At 56.3% G+C, this 16,183-nt stretch carries 13 protein-coding genes; 8 read left to right on the top strand and 5 right to left on the bottom strand.

Features of this window, described 5'->3' with window-relative positions:
* Nucleotides 1-717 (top strand): class I SAM-dependent methyltransferase, encoded by a 717-nt coding sequence (locus AACY09_RS10020; protein WP_339487603.1) that lies wholly within the window; start codon nucleotides 1-3, stop codon nucleotides 715-717.
* Here the strand turns inward: AACY09_RS10020 and metR are convergent.
* Nucleotides 679-1,596, bottom strand: a complete 918-nt coding sequence (gene metR, locus AACY09_RS10015) for a transcriptional regulator MetR (RefSeq protein ID WP_339487602.1) — start codon at nucleotides 1,594-1,596, stop codon at nucleotides 679-681. The two genes, AACY09_RS10020 and metR, sit on opposite strands and share 39 nt — an antisense overlap.
* A gap of 171 nt (nucleotides 1,597-1,767) precedes the next feature.
* Between metR and metE the strand changes: the two genes are divergently transcribed.
* The gene (gene metE / locus AACY09_RS10010) at nucleotides 1,768-4,056 is read left to right on the top strand and encodes a 5-methyltetrahydropteroyltriglutamate--homocysteine S-methyltransferase (protein WP_339487600.1); all 2,289 of its coding nucleotides are present in this window, start codon (nucleotides 1,768-1,770) and stop codon (nucleotides 4,054-4,056) included.
* A 196-nt stretch (nucleotides 4,057-4,252) separates the two neighbouring features.
* Entirely contained in the window at nucleotides 4,253-5,242 is a 990-nt protein-coding gene (locus AACY09_RS10005) for an alpha/beta fold hydrolase (RefSeq protein ID WP_339487598.1), read from the top strand.
* Between the two features lie 107 nt (nucleotides 5,243-5,349).
* Here the strand turns inward: AACY09_RS10005 and glpD are convergent, their stop codons facing one another.
* Nucleotides 5,350-6,918, bottom strand: coding sequence for a glycerol-3-phosphate dehydrogenase (glpD, locus tag AACY09_RS10000; RefSeq protein ID WP_339487596.1), 1,569 nt, complete (start codon nucleotides 6,916-6,918; stop codon nucleotides 5,350-5,352).
* A 158-nt stretch (nucleotides 6,919-7,076) separates the two neighbouring features.
* On the bottom strand, nucleotides 7,077-7,835 hold the full coding sequence (locus AACY09_RS09995; RefSeq protein WP_339487594.1) for a DeoR/GlpR family DNA-binding transcription regulator: 759 nt from the start codon (nucleotides 7,833-7,835) through the stop codon (nucleotides 7,077-7,079).
* Nucleotides 7,836-7,928: 93 nt separating this feature from the next.
* Here AACY09_RS09995 and ybaK point away from each other — a divergent pair, with 93 nt between their 5' ends.
* From ybaK to AACY09_RS09975, 4 genes are all read left to right on the top strand, one after another.
* A complete protein-coding gene (gene ybaK / locus AACY09_RS09990; protein WP_339487593.1) occupies nucleotides 7,929-8,399 on the top strand; it encodes a Cys-tRNA(Pro) deacylase in 471 nt (156 codons plus the stop codon).
* 96 nt (nucleotides 8,400-8,495) lie between these two features.
* Nucleotides 8,496-9,983: a glycerol kinase GlpK gene (gene glpK, locus AACY09_RS09985; RefSeq protein ID WP_339487592.1), complete on the top strand. Its 1,488-nt coding sequence runs from the start codon at nucleotides 8,496-8,498 to the stop codon at nucleotides 9,981-9,983.
* Between the two features lie 88 nt (nucleotides 9,984-10,071).
* The gene (locus tag AACY09_RS09980; RefSeq protein WP_339487885.1) at nucleotides 10,072-10,824 is read left to right on the top strand and encodes a substrate-binding periplasmic protein; all 753 of its coding nucleotides are present in this window, start codon (nucleotides 10,072-10,074) and stop codon (nucleotides 10,822-10,824) included.
* A gap of 48 nt (nucleotides 10,825-10,872) precedes the next feature.
* On the top strand, nucleotides 10,873-11,664 hold the full coding sequence (locus AACY09_RS09975) for a PhzF family phenazine biosynthesis protein (RefSeq protein ID WP_339487591.1): 792 nt from the start codon (nucleotides 10,873-10,875) through the stop codon (nucleotides 11,662-11,664).
* A 39-nt stretch (nucleotides 11,665-11,703) separates the two neighbouring features.
* Here AACY09_RS09975 and AACY09_RS09970 read toward each other — a convergent pair whose 3' ends face one another.
* A complete protein-coding gene (locus AACY09_RS09970) occupies nucleotides 11,704-12,813 on the bottom strand; it encodes an ABC transporter ATP-binding protein (protein WP_339487590.1) in 1,110 nt (369 codons plus the stop codon).
* The gene (argF, locus tag AACY09_RS09965; protein ID WP_339487589.1) at nucleotides 12,810-13,730 is read right to left on the bottom strand and encodes an ornithine carbamoyltransferase; all 921 of its coding nucleotides are present in this window, start codon (nucleotides 13,728-13,730) and stop codon (nucleotides 12,810-12,812) included. Before argF ends, AACY09_RS09970 begins: the two co-directional genes overlap by 4 nt.
* 342 nt (nucleotides 13,731-14,072) lie before the next feature.
* On the opposite strand from argF, the gene AACY09_RS09960 reads away from it, so the two are divergent.
* Nucleotides 14,073-16,181: a molybdopterin oxidoreductase family protein gene (locus AACY09_RS09960; RefSeq protein ID WP_339487587.1), complete on the top strand. Its 2,109-nt coding sequence runs from the start codon at nucleotides 14,073-14,075 to the stop codon at nucleotides 16,179-16,181.
* The last annotated feature ends 2 nt before the right edge of the window (nucleotides 16,182-16,183 follow it).

Below are 16,183 nucleotides of genomic sequence, written 5' to 3'. Positions count from 1 at the left end.
ATGTCAGGTGATAAGCCCTCCCAAATGATGCGCAGTTGGCAAGCCAATGCGCAGGCTTGGACCCATGTTGTGCGTGAACAGCGATTACCGAGCCGGCGGCTGGTGACGGATGCTGCTTTGCTTGAGGCAATTGAGCAGTGCTCGCCAACACGGGTGCTTGATGTCGGCTGCGGCGAGGGTTGGTTGTGTCGGGCATTGGCGAAAAAGCACGTTGAGGTCATCGGTGTTGATGCCTCGCAACCTTTGATAATGCAGGCCCGTGCCGCCGATCCGTATCCGCAACGTTATCACCATTGTGCTTATGATCAGCTTGCACAGGCGGGCCATGCTTTGGGGCAGTTTGATTTGTTGGTGTGCAATTTTGCGTTGTTGGATGAGGTGCTGCTGCCAAGCCTGAAAGCATTGAGTACAAGGGTCACTGAGACGGGCCATCTACTGATCCAAACGCTACATCCTTGGCAGGCGTGTAACGGTCAGCCCTATCAAGACGGTTGGCGGGTTGAGCAGTTCAGCGATTTTGCCGGTGAGTTTGTCGAGCCTATGCCATGGTTTTTTCGCACGTTGGGGTCTTGGCTTGAACTGCTGGCGGAGGCGGGCTGGCAGTTGCAACTATTGCGCGAACCGTTGCACCCACAACAGCAGCAACCCGCATCGCTGCTGTTAGTCCTGCGTCAGTGCTCAGCGGGCGACGCTGACACCTTCGAGATTGGCAAATGAGGTGTCTTTGGCGGTCAGCAAAAAGTCACGCATAAAAGGGGCGTCGAGCATGTCGGTGCGAATCCCGGCATAGAGGGTTGCCAGCAAGCCTTTCTCACCCAGTCGCTTGGCAGTGACATAGCCGCGCGAGCTGTACTCATGCAGCGCCCAGTTGGGCAAACCGCAGACGCCACGCCCGCTGGCGACCAGTTGCATCATCATCACCGTCAGTTCTGAAGTCCGTACCTGTGCCGGCTCGATATCTGCCGGCTCCAGAAACCGGGTGAAAATATCCAGCCGGTCCCGCTCGACGGGGTAGGTGATCAAGGTTTCTTTCTCTAAATCCTCAGCGATGATAAATGCCTTGTTGGCCAGTGCATGCTGATTCGCTACGGCGAGCATGGCCTCGTAGGTAAACAGCGGTATGTAAGTAATTCCCGGCAACTCGATGGGGTCCGAAGTGACGACCAAATCGAGGTCGCCGCGGGCTAGGGCGGGCAAGGGCGCAAAGGAAAAACCTGAAGCCAGATCCAGTTCGACTTCTGGCCAGGCGTCGCGGAACTGATCAATGGTCGGCATCAACCACTGGAAACAACTGTGGCATTCAATCGCCATGTGCAGCCGGCCAGCGGTACCACCCGCTAGACGCGAGAGATCGCGCTCGGCGCCGCGCAGCAAAGGCAGCACCGAATCGGATAGCTGTAGCAAGCGCAGGCCGGCGCTGGTGAAACGCACAGGTTTGGTCTTGCGTACAAATAACTGCATACCCAGGCGCTCTTCGAGCTCTTTGAATTGGTGTGAAAGTGCCGATTGGGTCAGGTGCAGGCGTTCTGCAGCGTCAACCAAACTGTCGCATTCGCGCAGGGCGTGCAGGGTTTTCAGGTGGCGGAGGTCAAGCATTGCGGTCTCACGGTAGTGGGCGCAATCGAGATAGCGCGCCTGGCCCAAGGGTCGTCGGTAGTGGCTATGTGAACATGAGTAAAACTATAGATCAATACGAATATGTTGAGTTTGTTTCATGATTCGGTCTTGTTGAGAATGCACACCATCATCTGTATGGAGCATTTAATCATGGCTGTATCGCATTCCCTCGGTTTTCCTCGTATTGGTCGCGACCGTGAATTGAAGAAAGCATTGGAAGCCCATTGGCGGGGCGAGCTGGATGAGGCGGGCTTGCGTGACGTTGGTCGTGAGTTGCGCGCCACTCATTGGCAGCTGCAAAAAGACGCTGGTATTGATTTGCTGCCCGTGGGCGATTTCGCATGGTACGACCAAGTCCTCACCCATTCACTTACCTTTGGTGTGATTCCGCAGCGGTTCCGTCCCCAGCAAGGTCAGCCGACACTGGATACCTTGTTCAACATGGCACGTGGCGTGAGCCAGAGCTGTTGCGGCGGTGCCCATGCACAGGAAATGACTAAGTGGTTCGATACCAACTATCACTATTTAGTCCCTGAGTTCAGTGTCGACCAGCGCTTCCAATTGAACTGGGAGCAGCTGTTTGAAGAGGTCGCTGAGGCCCATGCCCTGGGACACAAAGTGAAGCCGGTAATTATCGGTCCGCTGACTTACTTGTGGCTGGGCAAAGCCAAGGGCGATGAGTTCGACAAGCTTGATCTGCTTGAGCGTTTACTGCCGGTCTACGGTGAAATTCTTGGTCGTCTGGCCGCGCAGGATGTCGAGTGGGTGCAAATTGATGAGCCAATCCTCGGCCTTGACCTGCCGCAAGACTGGAAGAACGCTTTCGAGCGTGCCTATCACTTGCTCCAGCACGCGCCATTAAAAAAACTGGTTGCCACCTATTTTAGCGGGCTTGAAGACAACCTCGGGTTGGCCGTCACCTTGCCGGTCGATGGTTTGCATGTCGATTGGGTGCGCGCGCCTGAACAATTGCCGCAGCTGATTGATCGGCTACCCAATTACAAGGTGCTGTCGTTAGGTGTGGTCAATGGCCGTAACGTTTGGGGTTGTGATCTCAATACGGCGCTGCAGGCCCTGAAACAGGCGCATCGTCGCTTTGGTAACAACCTTTGGGTGGCCGGTTCTTGCTCGCTGTTGCACAGCCCGGTCGATCTCGAACGTGAAGACGGGTTGGATGCTGAGCTTAAAAGCTGGTTGTCGTTCGCGGTACAGAAGTGCGCGGAGATTGCCCTGCTGAGCAAGGCACTTAATGACCCGCAAGCCGAAGACGTTAACGCTGCCTTGGCCCACAGCGCCCAAGTGCAGCTCAGCCGTGAGCAGTCCACCCGCATTCACAAACCGGACGTGCAGGCACGTTTGCGTGGGGTGACGAGTGCCGACAGTCAGCGCGAATCAAGCTTTCTGAAACGTATTGACCTGCAGCGGCAACGCTTGCAGTTGCCAGCATTTCCGACCACCACTATTGGTTCGTTTCCGCAGACTGCTTCTATCCGCTTGGCGCGGCAGTCATTCAAGCAGGGCAAATTGACGGGTGCAGAATACGCCGAGGCAATGTACAGCGAAATCCGTCATGCAGTTGAAGTGCAAGAAGCCCTTGGCCTCGATGTGCTGGTGCACGGAGAAGCTGAACGTAACGATATGGTCGAGTATTTTGCCGAGCAACTTGATGGCTACGCATTCACCCGTTTCGGCTGGGTGCAAAGTTATGGTTCACGCTGCGTTAAACCCGCCGTGATCTTTGGTGACTTGAGCCGCCCCAAGGCGATGACGGTTGAGTGGATTCGCTATGCGCAAAGCCTCACCAGCAAAGTGATGAAGGGTATGCTGACCGGCCCGGTAACGATGCTGATGTGGTCGTTCCCGCGTGAGGATGTCAGTCGTGAAGTGCAGGCGCGCCAGTTAGCGCTGGCCATTCGCGATGAAGTGGTGGACCTGGAGGCGGCGGGAATCAAGATTATCCAGATTGATGAGGCCGCTTTCCGCGAGGGTTTGCCCCTGCGTAAAGCCGCGTGGCAAGGCTATCTTGACTGGGCAACCGAAGCGTTTCGCTTATGCGCCTCTGGGGTGCAGGATCGAACGCAGATCCACACTCACATGTGCTACAGCGAATTTAATGATGTGATTGAGTCAATCGCAGCCATGGATGCCGATGTCATTACCATCGAAACTTCGCGTTCCGACATGGAGTTGCTGGATGCATTCGAAGCGTTCGATTATCCCAATGACATCGGCCCGGGCGTTTACGATATTCACTCGCCACGGGTGCCGGACACTGCGGAAATCATCAAGCTGATGAGTAAAGCCGTGCAGCGTATTCCGGCAGAACGCTTGTGGGTGAATCCCGATTGTGGCTTGAAAACCCGTGGTTGGGCGGAGACCGAAGCTGCGTTGGTGAATATGGTCGCGGCCGCGCGTCAGTTGCGCTCACAGCTGGCGTAAACCGCGCCGTTGAAAGCAACGCGCCGGTGTGAGGTGCGCGTTGCTTTCAGGTATCAACTGTTTTGTTATCCAGCTTTGCGGTGGTTTTGGTGACCACTGAGCAGGGTTCATCAAATTGTCATCGTTCTGTGGCAGCGCGAAAGCATAAATATCATCAAACTCGCACCTTAATGGGGTTCTGCGTTTTGGTGTTTTTATGCGTGCGTTATTTTTCATCGCCGCGCTGTTTTTCAGTGTGTCGTCATTTTCTGCGGTTCGTTGCGATTTAACTGCAGCTACACAATTTGCTGACGTGGGCGAGGTCAGTCTTGCCTATCAGAGTGTCGGCCGTGACAGTGATCCGGCGTTACTGCTGGTCATGGGCCTTGGTGGTCAGTTGATTCACTGGCCAGATGAAGTGGTGCAATCGCTGTGCGAGCAGGGTTTTCGGGTCATCCGTTTTGACAACCGTGATGTGGGGTTAAGCACTTGGCATCAGCCTGAACCACCGGTTAACTTGACTTACCAAGCATTGCGCTATCGCTTCGGCATTAGTGTGTCGGCGCCTTATAGCTTGACGGATATGGCCGAGGATTCGCTGGGCCTGATGGATGTCTTGGGCATTCAGCGCTTCCATGTATTGGGCGCCAGTATGGGTGGCATGATCGCCCAGCATCTGGCCGATATTGCACCGCAGCGGGTGCAAAGCCTGACGTTGATCATGACCAGCTCCGGTGCCGAGGGGTTGCCCGCACCGAGCCCTAAGTTATTGGCCCTGCTGGGGCGGCGTGAGGCGCCGAACCGCGCGGTGGCGTTGGAGCAACAAGCGGATCTGTTGGCTGCGTTGGGCAGCCCTGAGGTCAAGGATGATCGCCAGGAACTGCTACATGAGGCGCAGGTTGCATATGATCGCGCGTTTAATCCGCAAGGGGTTGAGCGACAAATTGCTGCCATCCTGGCCGAGCCAAGCCGGGTTGAGCTGCTCAATCGCTTGCGGGTGCCGACGCTGGTGGTGCATGGCACCGCAGACCCGCTGTTGCCGGTGATGCATGGGATTCATGTGGCAGCACATATTCGCGGCAGCCAATTAACCTTGATACCCGGCCTGGCCCATCGCTTTCAGGAGGCGTTCAAACAACCCTTGCTGTCAGCAGTGTTGCCCTATTTGATGGCGCATCGCACAGAGACCCATATCGCCCAGTTGTAGGGGCGTAGGGTGCGTCAACGCGAAGCTTGGCCACCGTGGTTCATACCAATGCGCTGTGTGTTCAGAATTGCAACGGTGGCTGCCACACGCGTCATACCCCCGACAGCTCAAAGCGATGGGCTGGCCGTCAATGCTGGACGCTGGGTCGAATGTTTCGCCATTAGCGTGCTGCGTTGGTGCAGGTAGTCACTCAGGCGTGCTTGTTCTGCTTGGCTCATAAACAGGCCCAGCTTGGATCGCCGCCATAGAATATCTGCCGGCGCCGTGGCCCATTCCTCATTACACAGGTAGTCAACTTCACGGGCATACAACAACGCCCCAAAATGTTCCCCCAAGTCTTGCTGGTTCTGAACCCCACACAACAGCAACCAACTGCGGTTGCCGTAGGTTGTCGCCCAGCGCCGCGCAAGAGCAATTGGCAGCCAACTGAAACTGGCGCAGAGTGCTTCAACCAAGGCGCTCTGGCTGACGAATTCTTCAGCGCCCGGTAGTAAACTTGTTGTGGTCCAGCTCGGGCCCATCTTCGGAAACTGGTAGGCGAGCAATTTCAATGCGGACTCAGCGAGCTTTCGGTAGGTGGTCAACTTGCCGCCGAAAACCGAAAGTAACGGGGCTTCACCTGGATGCCCTGAAATTGACAGGGTGTAGTCGCGGGTAACGACTGAAGGGTCGGCAGACTCATCATCACACAGCGGCCTCACGCCAGAAAAACTGTGCAAGATGGCTTCGCGCGTAAGCGGCTGACGAAAGTGTGCGTTGAACACCTTAAGCAGATAGTCGGTTTCTTCCTCGGTGATCGCCACCTTGCCTGGGTCGCCTTGGTACTCGCGATCAGTGGTGCCAATCATGGTGAATTGGTCGAGGTACGGAATTGCAAATACCACGCGCTGGTCTTCATTTTGCAGGATGTACGCCTGCTCACCCTCAAACACACGCGGCACTATGATGTGGCTGCCTTGAATCAGACGCACGCCATAGGGTGACTCTTGCCTGAGATCGTCGCGAATAAATTTTGCCACCCAAGGCCCAGCCGCATTGACCAATGCACGAGCACGAATCGAGAACAGGCTGCCATCGCTGCGCTCAAGGTGAATGTGCCACAAACCTTTGCTGCGACGAGCGCTGGTGCAACGAGTCTGGGTGTGGATGTGCGCACCGTGTTCGCGCGCGGCCATAGCGTTGAGAACCACCAGCCGGGCATCATCCACCCAGCAGTCTGAATACTCAAAGCCACGTTTTATTTCGCTCTTCAGTGGGCTGCCTGCGTCAAAGTGCAGGCCATGGGAGGCGGGCAGCTTTTCCCGTTTGCCGAGATGATCATAGAGAAACATACCGGCACGAATCATCCATGCCGGGCGCAGGTGAGGGCGGTGTGGCAGGATAAAACGCATCGGTTTGATGATATGCGGCGCTTTCCCCAGCAGTACTTCTCGCTCAGCCAGTGCTTCGCGCACCAGGCGGAACTCATAGTGTTCGAGGTAGCGCAGGCCACCGTGGATCAGCTTGCTGCTGGCTGATGAGGTGTGCTCGGCCAGGTCATCGCGCTCACAGAGAAACACCGATAAACCGCGACCGGCAGCATCGGCGGCAATGCCGACGCCGTTGATACCGCCGCCGACAATGGCAAGGTCGTAAATCTCGGCAATGGGCGCGGTTTGGGTGCTGTGATTAGGCATGCTGACACTCGCTTAGGTCGAAATTGAACTTTTCATGTTCACTTTCGAACATAGCATAGTTGAGTAACCTTGGCTTCGCCAGTGGGTGACGGTCGCGGGCGATGGGTCGCTATGGCGTGGCGGGTCGGGATCAAGCCACAAATAGGGAGCAAGCAGGGTCAGACAAGGTGAAGTTGAATCTTCGCGGCCTGCAAAAGCCGGCTGATGACCGGGCTCGGAGCCGCATCGGTAAACACCTGGTCAACGAGCTTGATAGAGCCCAGGCGAACCACTGCGTTACGCCCGAATTTATTTGAGTCAGCGGCCAACAATACCTGCCGGGCATTGCTGATGATGGCTTGGGAGACCCGGACTTCTTGATAATCGAAGTCGAGCAAGCTGCCGTCCTCGTCAATTCCACTGATGCCGACCAAGGCAAAGTCGACCTTGAACTGCTCAATAAAATCGACAGCCGATTGGCCGACAATACCGCCATCCGGGCGCACCGTCCCGCCCGCAACCAGCACTTCGAAATCAGCCTTACTGCTTAGCAGTGCGGCCACATGCAGGTTGTTGGTGATGACTTTCAGCCCATTGTGATTGAGCAGGGCGCGGGCAATTGCCTCGGTGGTTGTGCCGATATTGATAAACAAAGACGCATGGTCAGGAATCTGCGCGGCAATGGCTTCAGCGATGCGCTGTTTCTCTTCACGCATTTGCCCGGCGCGCATGGTGTAAGCGGTATTTTGTGTGCTGGAGCTTTCACAGGCGGCGCCGCCGTGAGTACGCCGCAACATGCCTTGCTCGGCAAGCTGGTTAATGTCACGGCGGATAGTCTGGGGCGTCACGGAAAATGCCTGAGCCAATTCGTCGATGCTGACGTAACCACGCTCGCGGGCGAGGGTAAGAATGTCTTGCTGACGCGGGGGCAGGGTCATGGAGGGTTCCTTTTATGCGCCATTATAGGCTGCTCAGGAAGAAATTTTCGGCTATGGTAATCAGACTTTATCAGAGTATTTTCACAAACGAACATGACCCCTGCAATCGACCTATTGAAAAAAGCTAAAGCACAGTTCCAGCTGCACAGCTATAGCCACGACCCAAAAGCGGCTTCCTATGGCCTGGAGGCTGCAGAAAAGCTAAATCTTGAACCGGCTCGGGTGTTTAAGACACTGCTGGCGGCGAGCGAGAAAGGCGAGCTTTTGGTTGCAGTGGTGCCTGTAGTCGGTAGTCTGGACTTGAAGGCATTGGCCAGTGCCGCCGGCGTCAAAAAAGCTGACATGGCAGACCCAACAGCAGCGCAGCGGGCTACCGGTTATTTGCTCGGAGGCATCAGCCCGTTGGGGCAAAAGAAACGTTTGCGTACCTTTATCGATGTCTCCGCTCAGCAGTTTTCCAGCATTTTCGTCAGCGCGGGTAGACGCGGTCTTGAGGTTGAGCTCGCAAGCACAGTACTTGCGCAGCACACTCAGGCACAGTTTGCAGAAATTGGCCGCACATAAGCTCAGTTAGCTGCACGCCTTGAGCATGGGGCGGGCAGATTCATCTCGGTCGATACCTCGTTGAGGTAAAGGCGCGACAATAATAAGGATTTCAACATGTCACGGTTTCTGCTGGCGATTGATCAGGGCACGACGAGCAGTCGCGCAATAGTATTCAGTGCTCAGGGCATACCTGTGGCGCGAGCGCAGCAGGAGTTTAAACAGTATTTTCCGCAAGACGGTTGGGTTGAGCACGACGCTGAGGAATTGTGGCAGACCACCCTCAAGGTTTGTCGCGAGGTCTTGCAGCACAGCAACATGAGCATTGAAGATGTTGCTGCAATCGGCATCACCAACCAGCGCGAAACCACTCTGGTCTGGGATGCTGAAAGCGGCGAGCCGATCCATCCTGCAATTGTCTGGCAGGATCGACGCACGGCGGACTATTGCGCAGGCCTCAAGGAAGCAGGGCATGAGGCCAATGTCGCGGCGAAAACCGGATTGCTTATCGATCCATACTTTTCCGCCACCAAGCTGCGCTGGATTCTGCAAAATGTCGAAGGGGCCCGGGAGCGAGCAGAGCGGGGTGAATTGCGCTTTGGAACGGTCGACAGTTTCTTGCTCTGGCGTTTAACCGGCGGGCAATCGCACAAGACAGATGCGACCAATGCATCGCGTACCTTGATGTTCAATATCCACACTCAACAGTGGGATGCAGAGCTGCTGGAGTTGTTTGATATTCCAGCGAACATGTTGCCTGAAGTCATGGACTCCGCGGCTGACTTTGGCACCTGTCTACCCGAGCTGTTCGGCGCTGCAATTCCGGTATTGGGTGTGGCAGGTGATCAGCAGGCAGCACTCGTCGGTCAGGCCTGTTTTAAGCCGGGTATGGTTAAAAGTACCTACGGCACCGGCTGCTTCATGATTCAAAACACCGGTGACACCCCCGTCACCTCGCAGAACCGCTTATTGACCACTGTCGGCTACCGCCTAAATGGCAAGGTTACCTACGCGGTTGAAGGCAGTATTTTTGTCGCTGGCGCGGCAGTGCAGTGGCTACGCGACGGTGTAAAACTGATCAACCATGCGCGTGACAGCGAGGCCATGGCTGAGCAAACCGGGGATGCCTGCGGCGTCTATCTGGTGCCTGCTTTCACCGGCCTGGGGGCGCCTTATTGGGACCCTAAAGCGCGCGGTGCAATCTTTGGTCTGACCCGCGACACCGGAATCAAGGAAATTGTCACCGCCGGTCTGCAGGCGGTGTGCTATCAAACTTTGGACTTGCTTCAGGCCATGCGTCAGGACGGCGCTGCCGCCCCCAGTGCGCTGCGGGTGGATGGCGGCATGGTCGAGAATAATTGGCTCATGCAGTTTCTCGCGGACATTCTCGGGGTCACCGTTGAGCGACCGAAGGTCACCGAAACCACTGCCCTCGGAGTGGCCTATCTGGCTGGCTTGCAGGCAGGAATATATCCAGATCTTGATGCGATTGCAGAGCACTGGGAGCGTGAACAACGCTTTGCTCCGATCATGGCAGATGATCACCGCGATACACTATATAAGGGCTGGTTAGACGCAGTTAAGCGCGTGCGCAGCGAGAGATAGATAAACGACTATTGGCTTTTTGCGAGGCAGGTATTTGATTCGCACATTACGGTTATGCCTGGCTATCACAGCGATCGTCAAGGTTCAGATGCTTTATGCCGCGCCTGAAACATTGATAATCGCCGGGGACATTTGGTGCCCTGTGAACTGTGCGCCGGATGCACAGCAGCCAGGCATATTCGTTGAGCTGGCGCAGCGTATCTTTGCCGAGCATGGGATCAAAGTTGACTACCGAGTTACCAACTGGGCGCGCGCCATTCACGATACTCGCCAAGGTCGAATCAACGCTGTGATTGGCGCCGGCGTGCGAGACGCACCGGATTTTATCTTTACCAAGGCTGCTCCCGGAATCTCACGCATTTGTTTCTACACCAAGCCGGCCAAAAGTTGGCGCTATGAGGGGCTTGGTTCTTTAGATCGTGTCACCGTCGGGGCCATCAATGGCTACAGCTATGGCGCTGAGTTGAACACTTATTTTGAGCATTATAGAAGCGATCAAACCCGTGTGCAGATGGCTTCAGGTGATAACGCGCTGGCCGTCAATATTGATAAATTGGGCAAGGACCGAGTCGACACCGTGATCGAAAATAGCTGGGTCATGCAAGCTTATCTTGCCGCGCACGGAAAAACCGATGCGCTGCAGCAAGTAGGTTGCCGCAAGGTTGATGTGCCGATTTACCTGGCATTTTCACCCGCGCTCAAGACCAGCCAGGTTTATGCTGAAATTTTCCAGCAAGGCTTGGAGCGCTACAAGGCCAGCGGAGAGTTGGATGCAATCTATAGCCGTTATGCCGTCAGCTCTCCTAAAAACCGGGGCGATAATCACGCCCCTCAACAGTGAAGACAGGTTGCTGAATACTGTCTCTAACCGTTTTTAAGGTGCATCATTATGCAGCTCGACTACCATCAGGTTGATGCGTTTTCCGATCGTCCATTTGCCGGTAATCCTGCGATTGTTTATCGCCTTGATCAGTGGCTCGATGACGCACTGATGCAGAAAATTGCTGGCGAACACAATCTGGCTGAAACCGCGTTTGTGGTCAAGCAGCCGGAGTATTGGCACATTCGCTGGTTTACCCCCGCCACCGAAGTCCCCTTGTGTGGCCACGCGACCCTGGCCACGGCGTATGTGTTGTTCAATATCTACGCTGAGCCGGGCGATGTGATTGAATTCCACAGTTTGTCTGGGCCGCTGCGGGTAAGCCGCGTGGGCCGGCGCTTGGAACTGGATTTCCCTGCACAAAGCATCGAGCCGGATGAACCGTTATTGCCCGCGGTAGCAGCTGCGTTAGGGGTGACAATCGAGGCGTTGTTTGTCGGCCCTGAGTTGCTTGCCGTGGTTGCGGATGAGGCAACTGTGCGCCGCTGCGAGCCGGACCTGACAGCACTCGCCAAGTTACCGGGTATGGGTGTGATCATCACTGCGCCAGGGCTGCAGCACGATTTCGTCTCACGCTACTTCGCCCCTTCAATCGGTATTGATGAGGACCCGGTTACAGGCGCCATCCACTGCAGCCTGATTCCCTATTGGGCGCAGCGTTTGGCCAAGGACGAAATGCGTGCATTCCAGGCCTCGGCCCGGGGTGGTGCGTTGCACTGCCGATTGGACGGCAAACGCGTCAGGATTGCTGGCGATGCAGTTTTAGTGGCCAAGGCGACGTTGCTGCTCGGCGACGTATAGGCCCCGACCACTTGTGTTAAGTGGCGGGGGATCCTGGGTTTATCTACCCGAACTATGGCGGCGCACGCCACTGTTTGCCTGTTCAGCATGGGTGGCGATACTGCCCGGCACTGCGAATGCAACCAAGTGATCCGCAGCAATGCGAATACCCACGCTTTCACCCGGCTGAAGGTCCGCGTGGCTCGGAAACAGCGACTCCAACTGACTGCCGGTTGGCAGTTGCAGGCGATACAAGGTCGCTGCGCCGAGGAAGGTCTTGCCGACGACTAAGGCCTTCAGCGGGCTTTCAGGCGCGTAGACAATATCGTCGGGTCTGAGCAGTACATCCACCGCGCTGCCGACCGGCCAGACGTAAGCGCGATCGCCGCTGATCACTCCCAGTTCGGTTTGCACCTGTTCAGGACTGAGTAATTGGCCCCGAATAAAATAGCCCTGGCCCACAAAGCTGGCGACGAAGGGACTTTTGGGTTCGTGGTAGAGGTTGTACGGGGTGTCCCACTGCTCAAGTTTCCCTTCATTGAAAACACCAACATGATCGCTGACGGCGAAGGCTTCTTCTTGATCGTGCGTCACCAGGATGGCGCTGGTGCCTCGACTCTTGAGGATCTCGCGAACCTCGAGGCTCAAACGTCGACGCAGTTCCCCGTCGAGGTTGGAGAAGGGCTCATCAAGGAGTAAAAGCTGGGGCTCTGGGGCGAGCGCACGGGCCAGTGACACCCGTTGTTGTTGCCCGCCGGATAATTCGTGGGGATAGCGTTTGCCCAGGTTGTCGAGTTTAACCAAGGCCAGCAGTTCAGCGGTGATGCGCTCGCAATCAGGTTCCTTGCGGATGCCAAAGGCGACGTTCTGCGCCACGCTCAGGTGCGGGAACAGCGCATAGTCCTGAAACACCATGCCGATTCGACGCTTTTCCGGTGCCAAGGTAAAGCCGGCACTGGAAATCACTTCGCCGGCCAGGGTTATCTCACCGCTGTGCACCGGCTCGAACCCGGCAATTGCACGCAAGGTTGTGGTCTTGCCGCAACCGGAAGGCCCGAGCAGGCAGCCGATGTCACCGGCATTAAGGTGCAGATTCAGGCCTTGGACAACCTTGTGGTGTTGATAGCCACAGCTTAGGTCTTGCAGGTTAAGTAGCATTGAATGACTCATGTGTGGCTATACGACGCTTCAACTAGGAACTCAAGCAGGGCTTTTTGCGCATGCAAGCGGTTTTCGGCTTGGTCCCATGCCGCAGAGCGCGGGTCATCAAGCAAGTCGTCGCTGATCTCTTCACCCCGGTGTGCCGGTAGGCAGTGCAGGAACAACACGCTGTCGTCTGCGCTGTCGAGCAGGGCGCGGTCAACCTGGAAGGGCTTGAACAGTTTCATGCGTTCTTGTGCCTCATCTTCCTGGCCCATCGAGGCCCAGACGTCGGTCGTGACCAAATGCGCACCCGCAACTGCTTGGCGTGGATCACGGAAGATCTGTACGCGCTCGCCGGCTTGCTCCATCAGCTTGGCACTTGGCTCGTAGCCTTCGGGGCAAGCCACACGCAGCTGGAAATCGAACTGGATGGCCGCTTCTATATAGGAGTTGCACATATTGTTGCCGTCACCGATCCAGACCGCAGTTTTCCCGGCGATATTGCCACGGTGTTCGAGGTAGGTCTGCATATCGGCCAATAACTGGCAGGGGTGCAGGTCATCGGACAAACCATTGATGACCGGCACCCGTGAGTTGGCGGCAAATTCGGTCAGTGTTTCGTGGGCGAACGTGCGGATCATCACCGCATCGAGCATGCGCGACATGACTTTTGCGGCGTCAGCAATGGGTTCGCCACGACCCAGTTGGGTGTCCCGGGGGGACAGGAAGATAGCCTGACCGCCGAATTGAATCATGCCCGCTTCAAAAGACAGGCGCGTACGGGTTGAGGCTTTCTCGAAAATCATCCCCAGTACACGGTTTTTAAGCGGCTCGAAGAGCACGCCTCGATTGCGCAAATCCTTCAGCTCCATGGCACGGCGGATCAGACCCACCAGCTCAGCGGGGGTGCAGTCCATCAGCGAGAGAAAGTGTCTTGCGCTCATCTTAAATACCTTTTTACAACAGGGCGCAGGTTGCACAGCCGACTATAAATAGTAGAAATAGCTGAACCTGCGGCAGGAGGCCGCACAGTGCGACGAAACAGGGAAAGGCGAAATCTTATAAGGAAATGACGATTAGGCGCAAATTCTCTGCTGTTTCAGGGTTTGCCCGCCTGCGCTAAGTTCGGCAACTGGTTAATTGCTTGGATGCCAGCCAAGGCTGAATCGGCTGGCCTGATGCCTGTCAATTCACGGGGCGAACGCTGCTGGTGCAAGCTCACGTCGCGGGCCATAGTCGTGGTTTGCGCTCTCGGCGAGTGCAGCCTGATAAGAGTGAGGCCGGCCATGAGCAAGACCCTTCATCACCGCGCGTGCCACCTGTGTGAAGCCATCTGCGGTCTGTCGATCGAAACTGAACGAGCGCCAGACGGCAGCCAACAGATTGTGTCGATCAAAGGCGATGCGCAGGACAGCTTCAGTCGTGGTCACATCTGTCCTAAAGCGGTTGCCCTGCAAGACATTCAAAATGACCCGGACCGTTTGCGTCAGCCCATGCGCCGGGTCGGCAGTGAGTGGCAGGCGATTGAATGGGACGAAGCATTTGCCCTGGTTGCTGAGCGCTTAAGTGATATTCAAGGGCGTTACGGCAACAATGCGGTGGCGATTTATCAGGGCAACCCGAGTGTGCATAACTACGGGCTGATGACCCACAGCAACTATTTTCTGGGCCAACTGAAGACACGCAATCGCTTTTCTGCGACCTCGGTAGACCAGTTACCGCATCACCTTACGAGCCATCAAATGTATGGCCACGGTTTACTGATACCGATTCCTGACATTGACCACACCGACTTTATGTTGATTCTCGGAGGCAATCCGCTGGCCTCTAACGGCAGCATTATGACTGTGCCGGATGTCGAGAAACGGCTAAAGGCGATCAAGGCGCGAGGCGGTAAGCTGGTGGTGGTTGATCCACGTCGCACCGAAACTGCCGCCATTGCCGATCAGCACCTGTTTATCCGCCCCGGCCAGGATGCGGCGTTGCTATTTGGCGTACTTAATACCCTGTTTGCCGAAAACCTCACTCGTGAAAGCCATCTCCCTGTGCAGGGGTTGGAGGCGGTGCGGGAATCGATCAAGGATTTTACGGCCGATGCAATGAGTGAACGCTGTGCAGTGCCGGCCGAGGTTATTCGGCAGTTGGCCCGTGATTTCGCCGCAGCGGACAAAGCAGTGTGCTACGGCCGCATGGGCGTTTCGACCCAGGCCTTCGGCACCTTATGTCAGTGGTTGGTGCAGCTTATAAACCTGGTGACCGGCAACCTTGATCGCGTGGGCGGCGTGCTCTGCACTGAGCCGGCAATTGATTTGGTCGCAAACACCTCGGGCGGGCACTTCAATGCGTGGCAAAGCCGGGTTTCCGGCCTGCCTGAATACGGCGGCGAGTTGCCAGTGGCGGCCTTGGCAGAGGAAATGCTGACGGAAGGTGAAGGCCAGGTCAGGGCATTGATTAGCGTTGCAGGCAATCCGGTGCTGTCGACGCCCAACGGGCGCAAGTTGGAGCAGGCACTCGATGGTTTGGAGTTTATGCTCAGCATCGACTTGTATATCAACGAGACCACACGCTATGCCGACTTGATCCTGCCGCCGACAGCGCCTCTGGAACATGATCACTACGACACCACCTTCAATACCTTCGCCGTGCGCAATGTCACCCGGTTCAATCCACCAGTGCTGGATAAACCAGCCCATGCGTTAGACGACTGGGAGATATTCGTTGGTTTGGCCCAAGCCTTCTCAGCGAAGATGGGCACCGAGCTCAAACCAACTATGGCACCTGCCAAGATGATCGACGCAGGCCTGCGCCACGGCGCCTATGGCGATAATTCAACCCACAAGCTCAGTCTCGCGGCGCTCGAAGAACACCCACATGGCCTGGATCTGGGCCCGCTCAAGGCCAATCTGGCGGGTCGACTCAAAACTTCCGATAAAGCGGTGCAAGCCGCCCCCGCGATCTTTATGGCCGACCTGCAGCGCTTTGCGCAACAGCCGCTGCCTGCGCCGGGTGAGTTGTTGCTGATTGGTCGCCGGCATGTGCGCAGTAATAATTCATGGATGCACAATTATCACCGCTTGGTTAAAGGCAAGCCGCGTCATCAATTGTTTATGCACTCGACGGATCTGGCCAGCCGAGGGTTGACCGACGGTCAGCGGGTGCGGGTGCGTTCGCGGGTGGGGCTGATCGAGGTTGAGGTCGCGTCCAGCGATGACATGATGCCCGGGGTGGTCAGCCTGCCTCACGGCTGGGGGCATGCGCGACCTGGGGTCCAGATGGCGATTGCCAGCAGTCAACCGGGTGCCAGCGCCAATGACCTGACCGATGAATTGCAACTCGATACGCTGTCAGGCAACGCTGCATTAAATGGTGTACCGGTCGAAGTCGTAGCTGCTTGAGC

Source organism: Pseudomonas sp. EL_65y_Pfl2_R95, assembly GCF_963971045.1.
In the GTDB taxonomy this organism is placed as follows: Bacteria; Pseudomonadota; Gammaproteobacteria; order Pseudomonadales; family Pseudomonadaceae; genus Aquipseudomonas.
The sequence above is the reverse complement of the archived record's forward strand: the minus strand, read 5'-3'. Positions and strand labels throughout refer to the sequence as shown.

Excerpts from the sequence above, each read along its gene's own strand:
- AACY09_RS10020 (WP_339487603.1), top strand. The coding sequence starts at position 1 with ATGTCAGGTGATAAGCCCTCCCAAATGATGCGCAGTTGGCAAGCCAAT.
- metR (WP_339487602.1), bottom strand. The coding sequence starts at position 1,596 with ATGCTTGACCTCCGCCACCTGAAAACCCTGCACGCCCTGCGCGAATGC.
- metE (WP_339487600.1), top strand. The coding sequence starts at position 1,768 with ATGGCTGTATCGCATTCCCTCGGTTTTCCTCGTATTGGTCGCGACCGT.
- AACY09_RS10005 (WP_339487598.1), top strand. The coding sequence starts at position 4,253 with ATGCGTGCGTTATTTTTCATCGCCGCGCTGTTTTTCAGTGTGTCGTCA.
- glpD (WP_339487596.1), bottom strand. The coding sequence starts at position 6,918 with ATGCCTAATCACAGCACCCAAACCGCGCCCATTGCCGAGATTTACGAC.
- AACY09_RS09995 (WP_339487594.1), bottom strand. The coding sequence starts at position 7,835 with ATGACCCTGCCCCCGCGTCAGCAAGACATTCTTACCCTCGCCCGCGAG.
- ybaK (WP_339487593.1), top strand. The coding sequence starts at position 7,929 with ATGACCCCTGCAATCGACCTATTGAAAAAAGCTAAAGCACAGTTCCAG.
- glpK (WP_339487592.1), top strand. The coding sequence starts at position 8,496 with ATGTCACGGTTTCTGCTGGCGATTGATCAGGGCACGACGAGCAGTCGC.
- AACY09_RS09980 (WP_339487885.1), top strand. The coding sequence starts at position 10,072 with ATGCTTTATGCCGCGCCTGAAACATTGATAATCGCCGGGGACATTTGG.
- AACY09_RS09975 (WP_339487591.1), top strand. The coding sequence starts at position 10,873 with ATGCAGCTCGACTACCATCAGGTTGATGCGTTTTCCGATCGTCCATTT.
- AACY09_RS09970 (WP_339487590.1), bottom strand. The coding sequence starts at position 12,813 with ATGAGTCATTCAATGCTACTTAACCTGCAAGACCTAAGCTGTGGCTAT.
- argF (WP_339487589.1), bottom strand. The coding sequence starts at position 13,730 with ATGAGCGCAAGACACTTTCTCTCGCTGATGGACTGCACCCCCGCTGAG.
- AACY09_RS09960 (WP_339487587.1), top strand. The coding sequence starts at position 14,073 with ATGAGCAAGACCCTTCATCACCGCGCGTGCCACCTGTGTGAAGCCATC.